Consider the following 15284-nt stretch of genomic DNA (forward strand, 5'->3'; position numbering starts at 1 on the left):
GTTACCGGCGGCTTACGCTGCGCTCCCCGGCCCCCCCCCCGTTTTCCCCGGCCCGCCCCGCACAGCGTGCCCGGCGATCCGTGGCGCCCCGCCCCCCCGAGGGGTGCCGGGCCTCACGGCCGTGTGCGAGGTCTTCGCGGACTACAGGCCCGCGGCCTTGCGCAGGGCGTCCACCCGGTCCGTCCGCTCCCACGTGAAGTCGGGCAGCTCGCGGCCGAAGTGGCCGTAGGCGGCGGTCTGGGAGTAGATCGGGCGGAGCAGGTCGAGGTCGCGGATGATGGCCGCCGGGCGGAGGTCGAAGACGTCCGTGATGGCGGTCTCGATCTTCTCGGCCTCCACCTTGGCGGTGCCGAAGGTCTCGACGAACAGACCCACGGGCTCGGCCTTGCCGATCGCGTAGGCGACCTGGACCTCGCAGCGCGAGGCGAGGCCCGCGGCGACGACGTTCTTCGCGACCCAGCGCATCGCGTAGGCGGCGGAGCGGTCGACCTTGGACGGGTCCTTGCCGGAGAAGGCGCCGCCGCCGTGGCGGGCCATGCCGCCGTACGTGTCGATGATGATCTTGCGGCCGGTGAGGCCGGCGTCGCCCATCGGGCCGCCGATCTCGAAGCGGCCGGTCGGGTTGACCAGCAGGCGGTAGCCCTCGGTCTCCAGCTTGATGCCGTCCTCGAGGAGGGCCTTCAGCTCCGGCTCCACCACGAACTCGCGGATGTCGGGGGCGAGCAGGGACTCCAGGTCGATGTCCGAGGCGTGCTGCGAGGAGACGACGACGGTGTCCAGACGGACCGCCTTGTCGCCGTCGTACTCGATGGTGACCTGGGTCTTGCCGTCGGGGCGCAGGTACGGGATGGTCCCGTTCTTGCGGACGTCGGACAGCCGGCGCGAGAGCTTGTGCGCGAGGTGGATCGGGAGCGGCATCAGGTTCGGGGTCTCGTCGGTGGCGTACCCGAACATCAGGCCCTGGTCGCCCGCGCCCTGCCTGTCGAGCTCGTCCTCGTCGCCCTCGACACGGGACTCGTACGCCGTGTCGACACCCTGCGCGATGTCCGGGGACTGGGAACCGATCGACACCGAGACACCGCAGGACGCCCCGTCGAAGCCCTTCTTCGACGAGTCGTAGCCGATCTCCAGGATCTTCTCGCGGACGAGCTGCGCGATCGGCGCGTACGCCTTGGTCGTGACCTCTCCGGCCACGTGCACCAGGCCGGTGGTGATGAGCGTCTCCACGGCGACCCGGGACGTCGGGTCCTCTCGCAGGAGGGCATCGAGAATGGTGTCGCTGATCTGGTCAGCGATCTTGTCGGGGTGACCCTCGGTCACGGACTCCGAGGTGAACAGGCGACGGGACACAACGCTCCCTGTGGTTGCAGCGGCTGCTGGCTGATCATTGGTGGACGGCCGGGGGCTGCGCCCGGCGTCGTCCGAGAACAGTTTATCGGTCGCACTCGGCCGCGGGACCCCTGTCTCGCCTCTCGGAAGGCCTGTGACCTGCGGCACGGGCATTCTGCGCCATCGTCACCACTCTCCGCCAGGGTCGCCACGCCCGTTTTTGCGGACTTTGTGGTGACGGGTGCGATGAGTGAGCTTTTCACACCAGTCGGCGTGTCACCAGATCCCACACCGTCTCGGCCAAGGCTTCCTTCGGACCGTACGGCACCGGGGTCTCGCTCCCGTCGGCTCCGAGCACGACCGCCTCGTTCTCCTCGGAGCCGAAGGTCTTGCGCTCCCCCACCTCGTTCACCACCAGGAGATCGCAGCCCTTGCGCTCCAGCTTCGTCCGCCCGTTGGACAGGACGTCGTCGGTCTCGGCGGCGAATCCCACCACGACCTGGCCGGGGCGCGCGCGCTCCGCGGAGATCTCCGCGAGGATGTCCGGATTTCGGACCAGGACGATGGGTTCCGGCTCCGCGCCGTCCTTCTTCTTGATCTTCCCTGCCGCGTACGCGGCAGGGCGGAAGTCCGCCACCGCGGCCGCCATCACCACCGCGTCGGCGTCCGGGGCCGCCTTCAGCACGGCCTCCCGCATCTGCGCGGCGGTGCCGACCTGGACCACGTCGACCCCGGCAGGGTCCGCGAGCCCCGTGTTCGCGGCGATCAGGGTGACCCTGGCGCCGCGCGCGGCGGCGGTGCGGGCGAGCGCGTACCCCTGCTTGCCGGAGGAGCGGTTGCCGAGGAAGCGGACCGGGTCGAGGGGCTCCCGGGTGCCGCCGGCGCTGACGACGACGTGCCGTCCGGCGAGATCCGGTTCGGTGACCCCGCGGGCGAGGACACGGCGGCAGACCTCGAAGATCTCCCCCGGGTCGGGCAGCCGCCCCTTGCCGGTGTCGACGCCGGTCAGGCGCCCCACGGCGGGCTCGACGACGACGGCGCCGCGCCGCCGCAGGGTCGCCACGTTCTCCTGGGTCGCCGGGTGCTCCCACATCTCGGTGTGCATGGCGGGCGCGAAGACGACCGGACAGCGGGCGGTGAGCAGGGTGTTGGTGAGGAGGTCGTCGGCGAGCCCGTGGGCGGCCTTGGCGAGCATGTCGGCCGTGGCGGGGGCGACCACCACGAGGTCCGCGTTCTGCCCGATGCGGACGTGCGGGACCTCGTGGACGTCCGACCAGACCTCGGTGGACACGGGGTGGCCCGAGAGCGCGGACCAGGTGGCGGCGCCGACGAACTCCAGCGCGGAGGCGGTGGGCACGACCCGTACGTCGTGCCCCGACTCCGTCAGCCGTCGCAGCAGCTCGCAGGCCTTGTACGCGGCGATGCCACCGCTGACTCCCAGAACGACCTTCGGCTTGTCCACCGTCTCTCCCCGGGCTCGGAAACGCAACGACTCCATGACACACCACAGGCCCGGCAGTCGCGCCGCCGGGCCTGTGATGAGCGTTTGATACGACTACTGAGCGGGGCCTTCGACGGCCTCGGAGGTCAGCAGGCCCGCGTTGATCTCGCGCAGGGCGATCGACAGCGGCTTCTCGTGGACGTGGGTGTCGACGAGCGGACCGACGTACTCGAGGAGACCCTCACCGAGCTGCGAGTAGTACGCGTTGATCTGACGGGCACGCTTGGCCGCGTAGATCACCAGGCTGTACTTCGAGTCGGTTGCCTCGAGGAGCTCGTCGATCGGAGGGTTGATGATGCCCTCGGGCGCGGTGATGGAAGAGGACACGCTCTGCCTTCCGAAAGGTGGAAATTGACCTGAAAGATCAAACAACTTCCACCAAGGCTAGCAGCTCGCGGGCCACGTCCTCGACGGAGGTGTTGACAAGGGTGGTATCGAACTCCGGCTCGGCGGCGAGTTCGACCTTGGCCGCCTCCAGGCGGCGTTCGATCACCTCGGGCGGCTCGGTGCCCCGCCCGGTGAGCCTGCGCACCAGCTCCTCCCAGGAGGGCGGGGCCAGGAACACGAGCAGCGCGTCCTTCATGGACTCGCGGACCTGCCGGGCTCCCTGGAGGTCGATCTCCAGGAGGACCGGCTTGCCCGACTCCAGGTGCTCCGTGACCGCGGCGCGCGGGGTGCCGTAGCGGTTGCCGGCGAACTCGGCCCACTCCAGGAGCTCGCCGTTGGCGATCAGCTTGTCCATCTCGTCGTCGGAGACGAAGAAGTAGTGGACTCCGTGCTTCTCGCCGGGGCGCGGCTTGCGGGTCGTCGCGGACACCGAGAGCCAGAGCTCGGGGTGCGCGTTGCGCATATGCGCGACGACCGTGCTCTTGCCGACCCCCGAGGGGCCGGAGAGCACGGTCAGCCGCGGACGTACGTCCGGGGGTACGGGGGAAGTCCCCCGGGGTGTTGCAGCCATGCAGCGATTATTCCAGCAATCCCGGTGTGTCCAGGACTCAGGCGCCGGAACCGCCGAACTCGCGCTCCAAAGAGGCGATCTGGTTCGAGCCGAGACCGCGCACGCGGCGGCTCTCGGAGATCCCGAGTCGCTCCATGATCTGCTTGGCGCGGACCTTGCCCACGCCCGGCAGGGACTCCAGGAGAGCGGAGACCTTCATCTTGCCGATGACGTCGTTCTCCTGGCCCTGCTTGATGACCTCGTGAAGAGAGGCGCCGGAGTGCTTGAGTCGATTCTTGACCTCGGCCCGCTCCCGGCGAGCCGCGGCGGCCTTTTCGAGCGCGGCTGCGCGCTGTTCAGGGGTAAGGGGCGGAAGAGCCACGCCTACGTCACCTCGGATGTCGAACTGTCGGATACGGACCGGTGAGGAACCTAGTCGCCCCACACCCGGGAGCTCCGGGCAACACGCTCGCCCGTTCTCCCTGCTGCCTTGACGGCCCGGGAGGTGCTCCCACTCGTCGGAGACTAGCGGGCAAGTGCGCCGGAGTCAGCGAGAACGAAGGAAAAGTCCTGGTCAGCCTCCCTGGAGCCCGGCATTTAAGACAAACCTCCCCGGATTTGAGGATGTATTCAGACTCGGGGAGCCCGGAAGGCACTCGTCTGAGGACTCTCGAACGGCTGTCGGAACGCTCAGGCGGCCGCCACGGCCGCCCTGATCTCCTCCGCGAACCCCTCGGCCGACTCCCGCAGGGCCATGACGTCGGGACCGTGCCGCAGGACACCCCGGCTCACGTTCGGGACGACGTTGCGCACGGCGGCCCCGAAGACACCCGCCAGATCGGCCGCGGTCGCTCCCTGGGCGCCGATGCCGGGCGCGAGGAGCGGTCCGTTGATCTCCAGGTCGTAGGAGGAGAGATCGCCGAGGGTGGCGCCGACGACCGCCCCGAAGGAGCCGAGCGGCCTCTCGTCCGCGTTCTCGGCCGCCAGGTGCCCGAGCATCGTCGCTCCGACGTTCCGCCCGTCCGCGCGCACGGCGTGCTGCACCTCGCCGCCCTCCGGGTTGGAGGTGAGCGCGAGCACGAAGAGCCCGGCACCGCTCTCGCGCGCCAGCTCGACCGCGGGCTTCAGCGAGCCGTAGCCGAGGTAGGGCGAGACGGTCAGCGCGTCCGAGAAGAGCGGCGCGTCCTTGCGCAGGAAGGTCTCGGCGTACGCGGCCATGGTCGAGCCGATGTCGCCGCGCTTGGCGTCCATCACGACCAGCGCGCCGGCCGCCCGCGCCTGTTCGACGGACTTCTCCAGGACGGCGATCCCGCGCGAGCCGAACCGCTCGAAGAACGCGCTCTGCGGCTTCAGGACGGCGACGCGCTCGGCGAGCGCCTCGACGACCGTGCGGCTGAACCGCTCCAGGCCCGCGATGTCGTCGCCGAGCCCCCAGTCGGCGAGCAGGGAGGCGTGCGGGTCGATGCCCACGCACAGGGGACCGCGCTCGTCCATGGCGCGGCGAAGGCGCGCGCCGAAGGGTTCCAGGCTCATGCGGACTTCCTCACGTCGGCGCCGACCGCGTCGGCGAGGGTGGCGTACGGGCTGTTGCGCAGACGGGCGGCGAGTCCCTTGTGGACCGCGCGGCCCCAGAAGGGGCCCTCGTAGATGAAGGCGCTGTAGCCCTGGACCAGCGTGGCGCCGGCCAGGATGCGCTGCCAGGCGTCCTCGGCGTTCTCGACGCCGCCGACGCCCACCAGGGTGATCCGGTCGCCCACGCGCGCGTAGAGGCGCCTCAGGACCTCCAGGGAGCGCGCCTTGAGCGGCGCGCCGGACAGGCCGCCGGTCTCCTTCACCACGGCGGGGTCGGACGTCAGCCCGAGTCCCTCGCGGGCGATGGTCGTGTTCGTGGCGATGATCCCGTCCAGGCCGAGTTCGACGGCGAGGTCGGCGACCGCGTCGACGTCCTCGTCGGCGAGGTCGGGCGCGATCTTGACGAGGAGCGGGACGCGCCGGTCGGTGACGGAGCGGTCGGCGGCCTCGCGGACGGCGCTGAGCAGCGGGCGCAGCGCCTCGGTGGCCTGGAGGTTGCGCAGGCCGGGGGTGTTCGGGGACGAGACGTTGACGACGAGGTAGTCGGCGTGCCGGGCGAGGCGCTCGGTCGACTTCACGTAGTCGCCGACGGCCTCCTCCTCGGGGACGACCTTGGTCTTGCCGATGTTGACGCCGACGACGGTCTTGAAGACGGGCGTACGGGCCGCCAGGCGCTCGGAGACGGCCGCGGAGCCCTCGTTGTTGAATCCCATGCGGTTGATCAGCGCGCGGTCCGGCACGAGGCGGAACAGCCGCTTCCTGGGGTTGCCCGGCTGGGGCTCCCCGGTGACCGTGCCGATCTCGATGTGGTCGAAGCCGAGCATCGCCATGCCGTCGATCGCCACGGCGTTCTTGTCGAAGCCGGCCGCGAGGCCGAAGGGCCCGTGCATGCGCAGGCCGAGCGCCTCGGTGCGCAGCTCCTCGTACCGCGGCGCGAGCACGGCGGCGGCGAAGGTGCGCAGGACGGGGACGCGGGCGAGGAGCCGGATCCAGCGGAAGGCGAGGTGGTGCGCCCGCTCCGGGTCCATCCGCTTGAAGACGAGGTCGAAGAAGAGCTTGTACATGATCATGTCCTCGTAAGAGCCCGGTGAGGGGCGCCTCTTGAAGGGGCAGGGGGCCGCATGAAGAGGGGGACACCGTTTCCGGTGTCCCCCTCGGGGCCGCTAGTCGCGCGCCGCGGTCAGATGCTCGGCGTGTTCCTGGAGCGAGCGCACGCCCACGTCGCCGTGGTTGAGCGCGTCGATGCCCTGGACGGCGGCGGCGAGCGCCTGCACCGTCGTCAGGCACGGGACCGAGCGGGCCACGGCCGCCGTGCGGATCTCGTAGCCGTCGAGACGGCCGCCGGTGCCGTACGGCGTGTTGACGATGAGGTCGACCTCGCCGTCGTGGATGAGCTGGACGATGGTCTTCTCGCCGTTCGGGCCCTCGCCCTCGCTCTGCTTGCGCACGATCGTGGCGTGGATGCCGTTGCGCTTGAGCACCTCGGCGGTGCCGGAGGTGGCCATCAGCTCGAAGCCGTGGGCGACGAGTTCGCGCGCCGGGAAGATCATCGAGCGCTTGTCGCGGTTGGCGACGGAGATGAACGCGCGGCCCTTGGTGGGCAGCGGGCCGTACGCGCCGGCCTGCGACTTGGCGTAGGCGGTGCCGAACACCGAGTCGATGCCCATGACCTCGCCGGTGGAGCGCATCTCCGGGCCGAGCACCGTGTCGACGCCGCGTCCGTGGATGTCGCGGAAGCGCGACCACGGCATGACGGCCTCCTTGACGGAGATCGGCGCGTCGAGCGGCAGGGTTCCGCCGTCGCCGTTCGCCGGCAGCAGGCCCTCGGCGCGCAGCTCGGCGACGGTCGCGCCCAGCGAGATGCGGGCGGCGGCCTTCGCGAGCGGCACCGCGGTCGCCTTCGAGGTGAAGGGGACGGTGCGCGAGGCGCGCGGGTTGGCCTCCAGGACGTAGAGGATGTCCCCGGCCATCGCGAACTGGATGTTGATCAGACCGCGGACGCCGACGCCCTTGGCGATGGCCTCGGTGGAGGCGCGCAGCCGCTTGATGTCGAAGCCGCCCAGCGTGATCGGGGGCAGGGCGCACGCCGAGTCGCCGGAGTGGATGCCGGCCTCCTCGATGTGCTCCATGACGCCGCCGAGGTAGAGCTCCTCGCCGTCGTACAGCGCGTCGACGTCGATCTCGATCGCGTCGTCGAGGAACCGGTCGACGAGGACCGGCCGGGAGGGGCTGATCTCGGTCGACTCGGCGATGTACGAGGACAGCCGGGTCTCGTCGTAGACGATCTCCATGCCGCGTCCGCCGAGGACGTACGAGGGGCGGACCAGGACCGGGTAGCCGATCTCGTCGGCGATGGCCTTGGCCTCGGCGAAGGTGGTGGCGGTGCCGTGCTTGGGGGCGGGCAGGCCCGCCTCGGCGAGGACCCGTCCGAAGGCGCCGCGGTCCTCGGCGGCGTGGATCGCCTCGGGCGAGGTGCCCACGATCGGCACGCCGTTGTCCTTGAGCGCCTGCGACAGGCCGAGCGGGGTCTGGCCGCCGAGCTGGACCACGACACCGGCGACGGGGCCGGCCTGCTGCTCCGCGTGGACGATCTCCAGCACGTCTTCCAGCGTCAGCGGCTCGAAGTACAGGCGGTCGGAGGTGTCGTAGTCCGTGGAGACGGTCTCGGGGTTGCAGTTGACCATCACGGTCTCGTAGCCCGCGTCGCTGAGCGCGAAGGAGGCGTGGACGCAGGAGTAGTCGAACTCGATGCCCTGGCCGATGCGGTTCGGGCCGGAGCCCAGGATGATCACCGCGGGCTTCTCGCGGGACGCGACCTCGGTCTCCTCGTCGTAGGAGGAGTAGAAGTACGGCGTCCTCGCGGCGAACTCGGCGGCGCAGGTGTCGACCGTCTTGTAGACGGGGCGCACGCCCAGCGCGTGCCGCACCTCGCGGACGACGTCCTCGCGCAGCCCGCGGATCTCGGCGATCTGGGCGTCGGAGAAGCCGTGCCGCTTGGCCTCGGCGAGCAGCTCGGGGTAGAGCTTGTCGGCGGCGGCCAGCTCGTCCGCGATCTCCTTGATCAGGAAGAGCTGGTCGACGAACCACGGGTCGATCTTCGTGGACTCGAAGACCTCGTCGGGCGTGGCGCCGGCGCGGATGGCCTGCATGACGGTGTTGATCCGGCCGTCGGTGGGGCGGACCGCCTCGCGCAGCAGCTCGGCCTTGTCGCCGGGGTCGCCGACGAAGGTGAACTGGCTGCCCTTCTTCTCCAGGGAGCGCAGTGCCTTCTGGAGGGCCTCGGTGAAGTTGCGGCCGATCGCCATGGCCTCGCCGACCGACTTCATGGTGGTCGTGAGGGTGGAGTCGGCGGAGGGGAACTTCTCGAAGGCGAAGCGGGGGGCCTTCACCACGACGTAGTCGAGGGTCGGCTCGAAGGAGGCCGGGGTCTTCTCGGTGATGTCGTTCGGGATCTCGTCGAGCGTGTAGCCGACGGCGAGCTTGGCCGCGATCTTGGCGATGGGGAAGCCGGTCGCCTTGGAGGCGAGGGCCGAGGACCGCGAGACGCGCGGGTTCATCTCGATGACGATGATGCGGCCGTCGTCGGGGTTGACCGCGAACTGGATGTTGCAGCCGCCGGTGTCGACGCCGACCTCACGGATGATCGCGATGCCGATGTCGCGCAGCCGCTGGTACTCGCGGTCGGTGAGCGTCATGGCCGGGGCGACGGTGATGGAGTCGCCGGTGTGGACGCCCATCGGGTCGAAGTTCTCGATGGAGCAGACGACCACGACGTTGTCGTTCTTGTCGCGCATCAGCTCCAGCTCGTACTCCTTCCAGCCGAGGATGGACTCCTCAAGGAGCACCTCGGTGGTCGGGGAGAGCGTGAGGCCCTGGCCGGCGATGCGGCGCAGTTCGTCCTCGTCGTGGGCGAAGCCGGAGCCGGCGCCGCCCATGGTGAAGGAGGGGCGGACGACGACGGGGTAGCCGCCGAGGGTGTCGACGCCCTTGAGGACGTCGTCCATGGAGTGGCAGATGACGGACCGGGCGGACTCGCCGTGGCCGATCTTCTCGCGCACGGCCTCGACGACGCCCTTGAAGAGGTCGCGGTCCTCGCCCTTGTTGATGGCCTCGACGTTGGCGCCGATGAGCTCGACGCCGTACTTCGCCAGCACACCCTGCTCGTGCATGGAGATGGCGGTGTTGAGGGCCGTCTGGCCGCCGAGGGTCGGCAGCAGGACGTCGGGGCGCTCCTTGGCGATGATCTTCTCGACGAACTCGGGGGTGATCGGCTCGACGTAGGTGGCGTCGGCGATCTCCGGGTCGGTCATGATCGTCGCCGGGTTGGAGTTGACGAGGATGACCCGCAGGCCCTCGGACCTGAGGACGCGGCACGCCTGGGTGCCGGAGTAGTCGAACTCGGCGGCCTGGCCGATGACGATCGGGCCGGAGCCGATGACCAGGACGGACTGGATATCGGTGCGCTTAGGCACGCTGGCCCTCCATCAGAGAAACGAAGCGGTCGAACAGGTAGGCGGCGTCGTGCGGTCCTGCCGCTGCTTCGGGGTGGTACTGGACGCTGAAGGCCGGCTGGTCGAGCAGGTGGAGGCCCTCCACCACGTTGTCGTTGAGGCAGACGTGGGAGACCTCGGCGCGGCCGTAGGGGGTCTGGGAGACCTCGTCGAGCGGTGCGTCGACGGCGAAGCCGTGGTTGTGCGCGGTGACCTCGACCTTGCCGGTCGTGCGGTCCTGCACGGGCTGGTTGATGCCGCGGTGGCCGTACTTCAGCTTGTACGTGCCGAAGCCGAGGGCGCGGCCGAGGATCTGGTTGCCGAAGCAGATGCCGAACAGCGGCGTCTTACGGGCGAGGACTTCCTTCATGACGGCGACGGGACCGTCGGCGGTCGCCGGGTCGCCGGGGCCGTTGGAGAAGAAGACGCCGTCCGGGTTCACGGCGTAGACGTCCTCGGCGGTGGCCGTCGCGGGCAGGACGTGCACCTCGATGCCGCGTTCGGCCATCCGGTGCGGGGTCATGCCCTTGATGCCGAGGTCGACGGCGGCGACGGTGAACTTCTTCGTCCCGATCGCGGGGACGACGTACGTCTCCTTGGTGGCGACCTCGGCGGCGAGGTCCGCGCCCTGCATCTCGGGCGCCTGGCGCACCTGGGCGAGCATGGTGCCCTCGTCGGGCAGCGCGTTGCCGGAGAAGATGCCGACGCGCATGGCGCCGCGCTCGCGCAGGTGGCGGGTGAGGGCGCGGGTGTCGATGCCGCTGATGCCGACGACGCCCTGGCCCCGCAGTTCCTCGTCCAGCGAGCGCCGGGCGCGCCAGTTGGAGGACACGCGCGCGGGGTCGCGGACGACGTATCCGGCGACCCAGATCCGCTTCGACTCGGGGTCCTCGTCGTTGACGCCGGTGTTGCCGACGTGCGGGGCGGTCATCACGACGACCTGGCGGTGGTAAGAGGGATCGGTGAGGGTCTCCTGGTAGCCGGTCATGCCGGTGGAGAACACCGCTTCGCCGAAGGTCTCCCCCACGGCCCCGTAGGAGCGGCCGCGGAAGACCCGGCCGTCCTCCAGGACGAGCACGGCGGGAAGCGCCTTTTCCTTCTGTGAGGCGTTCCCCTGGGTGGAGGTCGTCATCGTGCGCCTTCCGTTTCCGTCTTGTTGATCATGTCGTTCAGGGTGTCGGCCCATTCGTTGTGCTCGGCCGCGCGGTCCGAGCGGAAACCGGAGTCGAGGAGCCGGTCGCCGTGCGCCCAGGTCACGACGAGGAGTCCGCCCTCGGTGAGGACCTTGCCCGCGATGCCCTTGTCGAGCCGGGCCCCGCGCAGCTGCGCGGCCGGGATGAAGAAGTCGTCCGCTCCGGGGCGTACGACGTCCAGTCCCGCGTCCGTCAGGGTGAGCTCGGCCCGGCTTCGGGTGCCCAGGCCGTGCGCCACGATGCGGTCGAGCCACTGCCCGGCGGTGGTGGAGCCGTGGTACCGGCCGCTCATGCCCAGTCTGGCCGGGCCGGGGTCTTCCGGCGCGGTGGGGAGCTCCGGCAGGTCGCCCTGGAGGGTGCCGCGCCACTTCCAGCCCTCGCGCATCAGCCAGTAGACGAGCGCCACGAAGAGGGCGAGGCCCACGAGCCAGCCGATCCGGGCGGGCCAGTCGGTCACCTCCGCGGACTTCTGCGCGGCGGCGATGGGGAGGAGAGGTGTCACGCGAGTTTCCCGTCGACGAGGGTGGCCTTGCCCCGCAGCCAGGTGTGGGTGACCCGGCCCGGCAGCTCACGGCCCTCGTAGGGGGTGTTGCGGCTGCGCGAGGCGAAGCCAGCGGGGTCCACGGTCCCACGGTATGCCGTGTCGACGAGCGTGAGGTTGGCGGGCTCACCTGCCGAGACGGGACGTCCGTGGCCGGTGGCCCGGCCGATCGCGGCGGGCTTCACGGACATGCGGTCGGCGACGCCGGCCCAGTCGAGCAGTCCGGTCTCGACCATCGTCTGCTGGACGACGGACAGCGCGGTCTCGAGACCGACCATGCCCATGGCGGCGGCGGCCCACTCGCAGTCCTTGTCCTCGTGCGGGTGCGGCGCGTGGTCGGTGGCGACGATGTCGATCGTGCCGTCGGCGAGCGCCTCGCGCAGCGCCATGACGTCCCGCTCGGTGCGCAGCGGCGGGTTCACCTTGTAGACCGGGTTGTACGACCGCACCAGTTCGTCGGTGAGGAGCAGGTGGTGCGGGGTGACCTCGGCGGTGACGTCGATGCCGCGGGACTTGGCCCAGCGGACGATCTCGACGCTGCCGGCGGTCGACAGGTGGCAGATGTGGACGCGGGAGCCGACGTGCTCGGCGAGCAGGACGTCCCGGGCGATGATCGACTCCTCGGCCACCGCGGGCCAGCCGCCGAGTCCGAGTTCGGCGGAGACGACGCCCTCGTTCATCTGGGCGCCCTCGGTGAGGCGGGGCTCCTGGGCGTGCTGGGCGACGACGCCGCCGAATGCCTTCACGTACTCCAGCGCGCGGCGCATGATCACCGCGTCGTCGACGCACTTGCCGTCGTCGGAGAAGACGGTGACGCCGGCGGCGGACTCGTGCATGGCGCCGAGCTCGGCGAGCTTCTTGCCCTCCAGGCCGACGGTGACGGCACCGATCGGCTGCACGTCGCAGTAGCCGTGCTCCTGCCCGAGCCGGTAGACCTGCTCGACCACACCGGCGGTGTCGGCGACCGGGAAGGTGTTGGCCATGGCGAACACGGCCGTGAAGCCGCCGCTCGCCGCCGCGCGGGTGCCGGTCAGGACGGTCTCGGAGTCCTCGCGGCCGGGCTCGCGCAGATGGGTGTGCAGGTCGACCAGACCCGGCAGGAGCACCTTGCCGTCGGCCTCGACGACCTCGGCGCCCTCGGCGGACAGGCCGGTGCCGACGGCCTCGATGACCTCGCCGTCGATCAGGACGTCCTGCGGCTCGCCGCCGAGCACCTTCGCACCACGGATAAGGATCTTGCTCATTTGTCTTACTTCTCCTCGATGGTGCGGGCGTGGGTGACGGCGGGCTCGTTGCCGCCGAGCAGCAGGTACAGGACGGCCATGCGGATGGAGACACCGTTGGCGACCTGCTCCACGACGGTGCAGCGCTCGGAGTCGGCGACCTCGGCGGTGATCTCCATGCCGCGGACCATCGGGCCGGGGTGCATCACGATGGCGTGCTCCGGCATTTTCGCCATGCGGTCGCCGTCGAGCCCGTAGCGACGCGAGTACTCGCGCTCGGTCGGGAAGAACGCCGCGTTCATCCGCTCGCGCTGCACGCGCAGCATCATCACGGCGTCGGACTTGGACAGGGTGCTGTCCAGGTCGTACGAGATCTCGCAGGGCCAGCTCTCCACGCCGACGGGCACCAGGGTCGGCGGGGCGACGAGGGTGACCTCGGCGCCCAGGGTGTGCAGCAGGTCGACGTTCGAGCGGGCGACCCGGCTGTGCAGGACGTCGCCGACGATCGTGATGCGCTTGCCGGACAGGTCCTGGCCGAGGCCGGCGTCCCGGCCGACGAGCCGGCGGCGCATGGTGAACGCGTCGAGCAGGGCCTGGGTGGGGTGCTGGTGGGTGCCGTCGCCCGCGTTGATGACGGCGGCGTCGATCCAGCCGGAGGTGGCGAGGCGGTAGGGGGCCCCGGAGGCGCCGTGCCGGATGACGACGGCGTCGACGCCCATGGCCTCCAGGGTCTGGGCGGTGTCCTTGAGGGACTCGCCCTTGGAGACGCTCGACCCCTTGGCGGTGAAGTTGATGACGTCCGCGGACAGGCGCTTCTCGGCGGCCTCGAAGGAGATCCGGGTGCGCGTCGAGTCCTCGAAGAAGAGGTTGACGACGGTGCGGCCGCGCAGGGTCGGCAGTTTCTTGATCGGCCGGTCGGCGACCCGGGCCATCTCCTCGGCGGTGTCGAGGATCAGGACGGCGTCGTCGCGGGTGAGGTCGGCGGCCGAGATGAGATGACGCTGCATCTGTCAGGCTCCGTAAGGAAGTTCAGGGAGGATTCGGGCATGCGGGTGCGCTGGGGGGCACGTCACGGCGCGGGCCGGAGTGCTATCGGGGCGCGCCCGGGGAGGTCCGCTTGGCACCGAGCAGCACGGTGTCGCGACCGTCCTCCTCGGCGAGCTGGACCTTGACCGTCTCCCGCAGCGACGTGGGGAGGTTCTTGCCGACGTAGTCGGCGCGGATGGGCAGTTCGCGGTGGCCCCGGTCGACGAGGACGGCGAGCTGCACGGCGCGCGGACGGCCGATGTCGTTCAGCGCGTCGAGCGCTGCGCGGATGGTGCGGCCGGAGAAGAGCACGTCGTCGACGAGGACGACGAGGCTGCCGTCGATGCCGTCACCGGGGATCTCGGTGCGGGCCAGCGCGCGCGGCGGGTGCATGCGCAGGTCGTCGCGGTACATCGTGATGTCGAGGGACCCGACCGGGATCTTGCTGCCGGTGATCTCTTCGAGCTTGTCGGCCAGCCTGCGGGCCAGGAAGACGCCCCGGGTCGGGATGCCGAGGAGCACCACGTCGTCGGCGCCCTTGGCGCGTTCGACGATCTCGTGGGCGATGCGGGTCAGCACCCGTGCGATGTCGGGGGCTTCCAGTACGGGACGCGCGTCGGCTTCCTCGTGCTGCGTGTCGTGCTGGGTGTCCATGGGAAACGGACCTCCTTCTCCGCCTCACGGGACGGATCATTAAAGGACGTCGGATTTGCGCCATCAACGGTACCAGCCCGGCAACGCAGCTGATCACACAGGTTTGAGCCACCCTTCCGTCACACCCGTTCCGGACCGGTCGAAAATCCTTCGGCTTGACGGGGGAGAGTAACGCTGCGTAACCTCACAGTGAGTCACCAGCCGCGCGGCGGAGCCGCACGTTGATACAGCGTCCGGGGAGCTATATGTCCAGCGAATACGCCAAACAGCTCGGGGCCAAGCTCCGCGCGATCCGCACCCAGCAGGGCCTTTCCCTCCATGGCGTGGAGGAGAAGTCACAGGGCCGCTGGAAGGCGGTCGTGGTCGGTTCGTACGAGCGCGGCGACCGCGCCGTGACCGTACAGCGTCTTGCCGAGCTGGCGGACTTCTACGGGGTTCCGGTCCAGGAGCTGCTTCCGGGCACCACCCCGGGCGGGGCCGCCGAGCCGCCGCCGAAGCTGGTCCTCGACCTCGAGCGGCTCGCGCACGTGCCGGCCGAGAAGGCGGGCCCGCTGCAGCGCTACGCGGCGACGATCCAGTCGCAGCGCGGGGACTACAACGGCAAGGTGCTGTCGATCCGCCAGGACGACCTGCGCACCCTCGCCGTGATCTACGACCAGTCCCCCTCGGTCCTGACCGAGCAGCTGATCAGCTGGGGTGTCCTGGACGCGGACGCGCGCCGCGCGGTCGCCCACGACGAGGGCTGATTCCCCGAGGACAGCTCAGCAGAAACGTGCCGCCGGGGTGGCCGGAACCTGATGGTTCACGCCCAGTCTCTT

The 15284-nt window shown here is 70.3% G+C and carries 14 protein-coding genes; 1 reads left to right on the forward strand and 13 read right to left on the reverse strand.

What is annotated here, in order from left to right:
• Window positions 1-141: 141 nt before the first annotated feature.
• The 13 genes from metK to pyrR all read right to left on the reverse strand — a co-directional run bounded on the left by metK (window position 142) and on the right by pyrR (window position 14466).
• Entirely contained in the window at window positions 142-1350 is a 1209-nt protein-coding gene (metK, locus tag ACFW6B_RS40565; protein WP_386604875.1) for a methionine adenosyltransferase, read from the reverse strand.
• Window positions 1351-1588: 238 nt separating this feature from the next.
• Entirely contained in the window at window positions 1589-2791 is a 1203-nt protein-coding gene (gene coaBC, locus ACFW6B_RS40570; RefSeq protein ID WP_386604877.1) for a bifunctional phosphopantothenoylcysteine decarboxylase/phosphopantothenate--cysteine ligase CoaBC, read from the reverse strand.
• 93 nt (window positions 2792-2884) lie between these two features.
• Entirely contained in the window at window positions 2885-3157 is a 273-nt protein-coding gene (gene rpoZ, locus ACFW6B_RS40575) for a DNA-directed RNA polymerase subunit omega (protein WP_003982715.1), read from the reverse strand.
• 37 nt (window positions 3158-3194) lie between these two features.
• Window positions 3195-3788, reverse strand: coding sequence for a guanylate kinase (gene gmk / locus ACFW6B_RS40580; RefSeq protein WP_386604879.1), 594 nt, complete (start codon window positions 3786-3788; stop codon window positions 3195-3197).
• A 37-nt stretch (window positions 3789-3825) separates the two neighbouring features.
• Entirely contained in the window at window positions 3826-4149 is a 324-nt protein-coding gene (locus ACFW6B_RS40585) for an integration host factor (RefSeq protein WP_016638838.1), read from the reverse strand.
• A 308-nt stretch (window positions 4150-4457) separates the two neighbouring features.
• The gene (gene pyrF / locus ACFW6B_RS40590; protein WP_386604881.1) at window positions 4458-5300 is read right to left on the reverse strand and encodes an orotidine-5'-phosphate decarboxylase; all 843 of its coding nucleotides are present in this window, start codon (window positions 5298-5300) and stop codon (window positions 4458-4460) included.
• Window positions 5297-6403 carry a quinone-dependent dihydroorotate dehydrogenase gene (locus ACFW6B_RS40595; RefSeq protein WP_386604883.1) on the reverse strand — a complete coding sequence of 369 codons (1107 nt, stop codon included), beginning with the start codon at window positions 6401-6403 and terminating at the stop codon, window positions 5297-5299. The genes pyrF and ACFW6B_RS40595 overlap by 4 nt, the downstream gene beginning before the upstream one ends.
• A 99-nt stretch (window positions 6404-6502) precedes the next feature.
• Entirely contained in the window at window positions 6503-9811 is a 3309-nt protein-coding gene (gene carB / locus ACFW6B_RS40600) for a carbamoyl-phosphate synthase large subunit (RefSeq protein ID WP_386604885.1), read from the reverse strand.
• On the reverse strand, window positions 9804-10961 hold the full coding sequence (carA, locus tag ACFW6B_RS40605) for a glutamine-hydrolyzing carbamoyl-phosphate synthase small subunit (protein ID WP_386604887.1): 1158 nt from the start codon (window positions 10959-10961) through the stop codon (window positions 9804-9806). Before carA ends, carB begins: the two co-directional genes overlap by 8 nt.
• Window positions 10958-11524 (reverse strand): hypothetical protein, encoded by a 567-nt coding sequence (locus tag ACFW6B_RS40610; RefSeq protein WP_386604889.1) that lies wholly within the window; start codon window positions 11522-11524, stop codon window positions 10958-10960. The genes carA and ACFW6B_RS40610 overlap by 4 nt, the downstream gene beginning before the upstream one ends.
• Complete coding sequence (locus tag ACFW6B_RS40615; protein WP_266756492.1) at window positions 11521-12807, reverse strand: dihydroorotase; 1287 nt, start codon at window positions 12805-12807, stop codon at window positions 11521-11523. The genes ACFW6B_RS40610 and ACFW6B_RS40615 overlap by 4 nt, the downstream gene beginning before the upstream one ends.
• A 5-nt stretch (window positions 12808-12812) precedes the next feature.
• Entirely contained in the window at window positions 12813-13793 is a 981-nt protein-coding gene (locus tag ACFW6B_RS40620) for an aspartate carbamoyltransferase catalytic subunit (RefSeq protein ID WP_386604891.1), read from the reverse strand.
• A gap of 82 nt (window positions 13794-13875) precedes the next feature.
• A complete protein-coding gene (gene pyrR, locus ACFW6B_RS40625; protein WP_386604893.1) occupies window positions 13876-14466 on the reverse strand; it encodes a bifunctional pyr operon transcriptional regulator/uracil phosphoribosyltransferase PyrR in 591 nt (196 codons plus the stop codon).
• A gap of 245 nt (window positions 14467-14711) precedes the next feature.
• Between pyrR and bldD the strand changes: the two genes are divergently transcribed.
• The gene (bldD, locus tag ACFW6B_RS40630) at window positions 14712-15212 is read left to right on the forward strand and encodes a transcriptional regulator BldD (protein ID WP_037621142.1); all 501 of its coding nucleotides are present in this window, start codon (window positions 14712-14714) and stop codon (window positions 15210-15212) included.
• The last annotated feature ends 72 nt before the right edge of the window (window positions 15213-15284 follow it).

Source organism: Streptomyces sp. NPDC058751 (genome assembly GCF_042746485.1).
Lineage (GTDB): Bacteria > Actinomycetota > Actinomycetes > Streptomycetales > Streptomycetaceae > Streptomyces.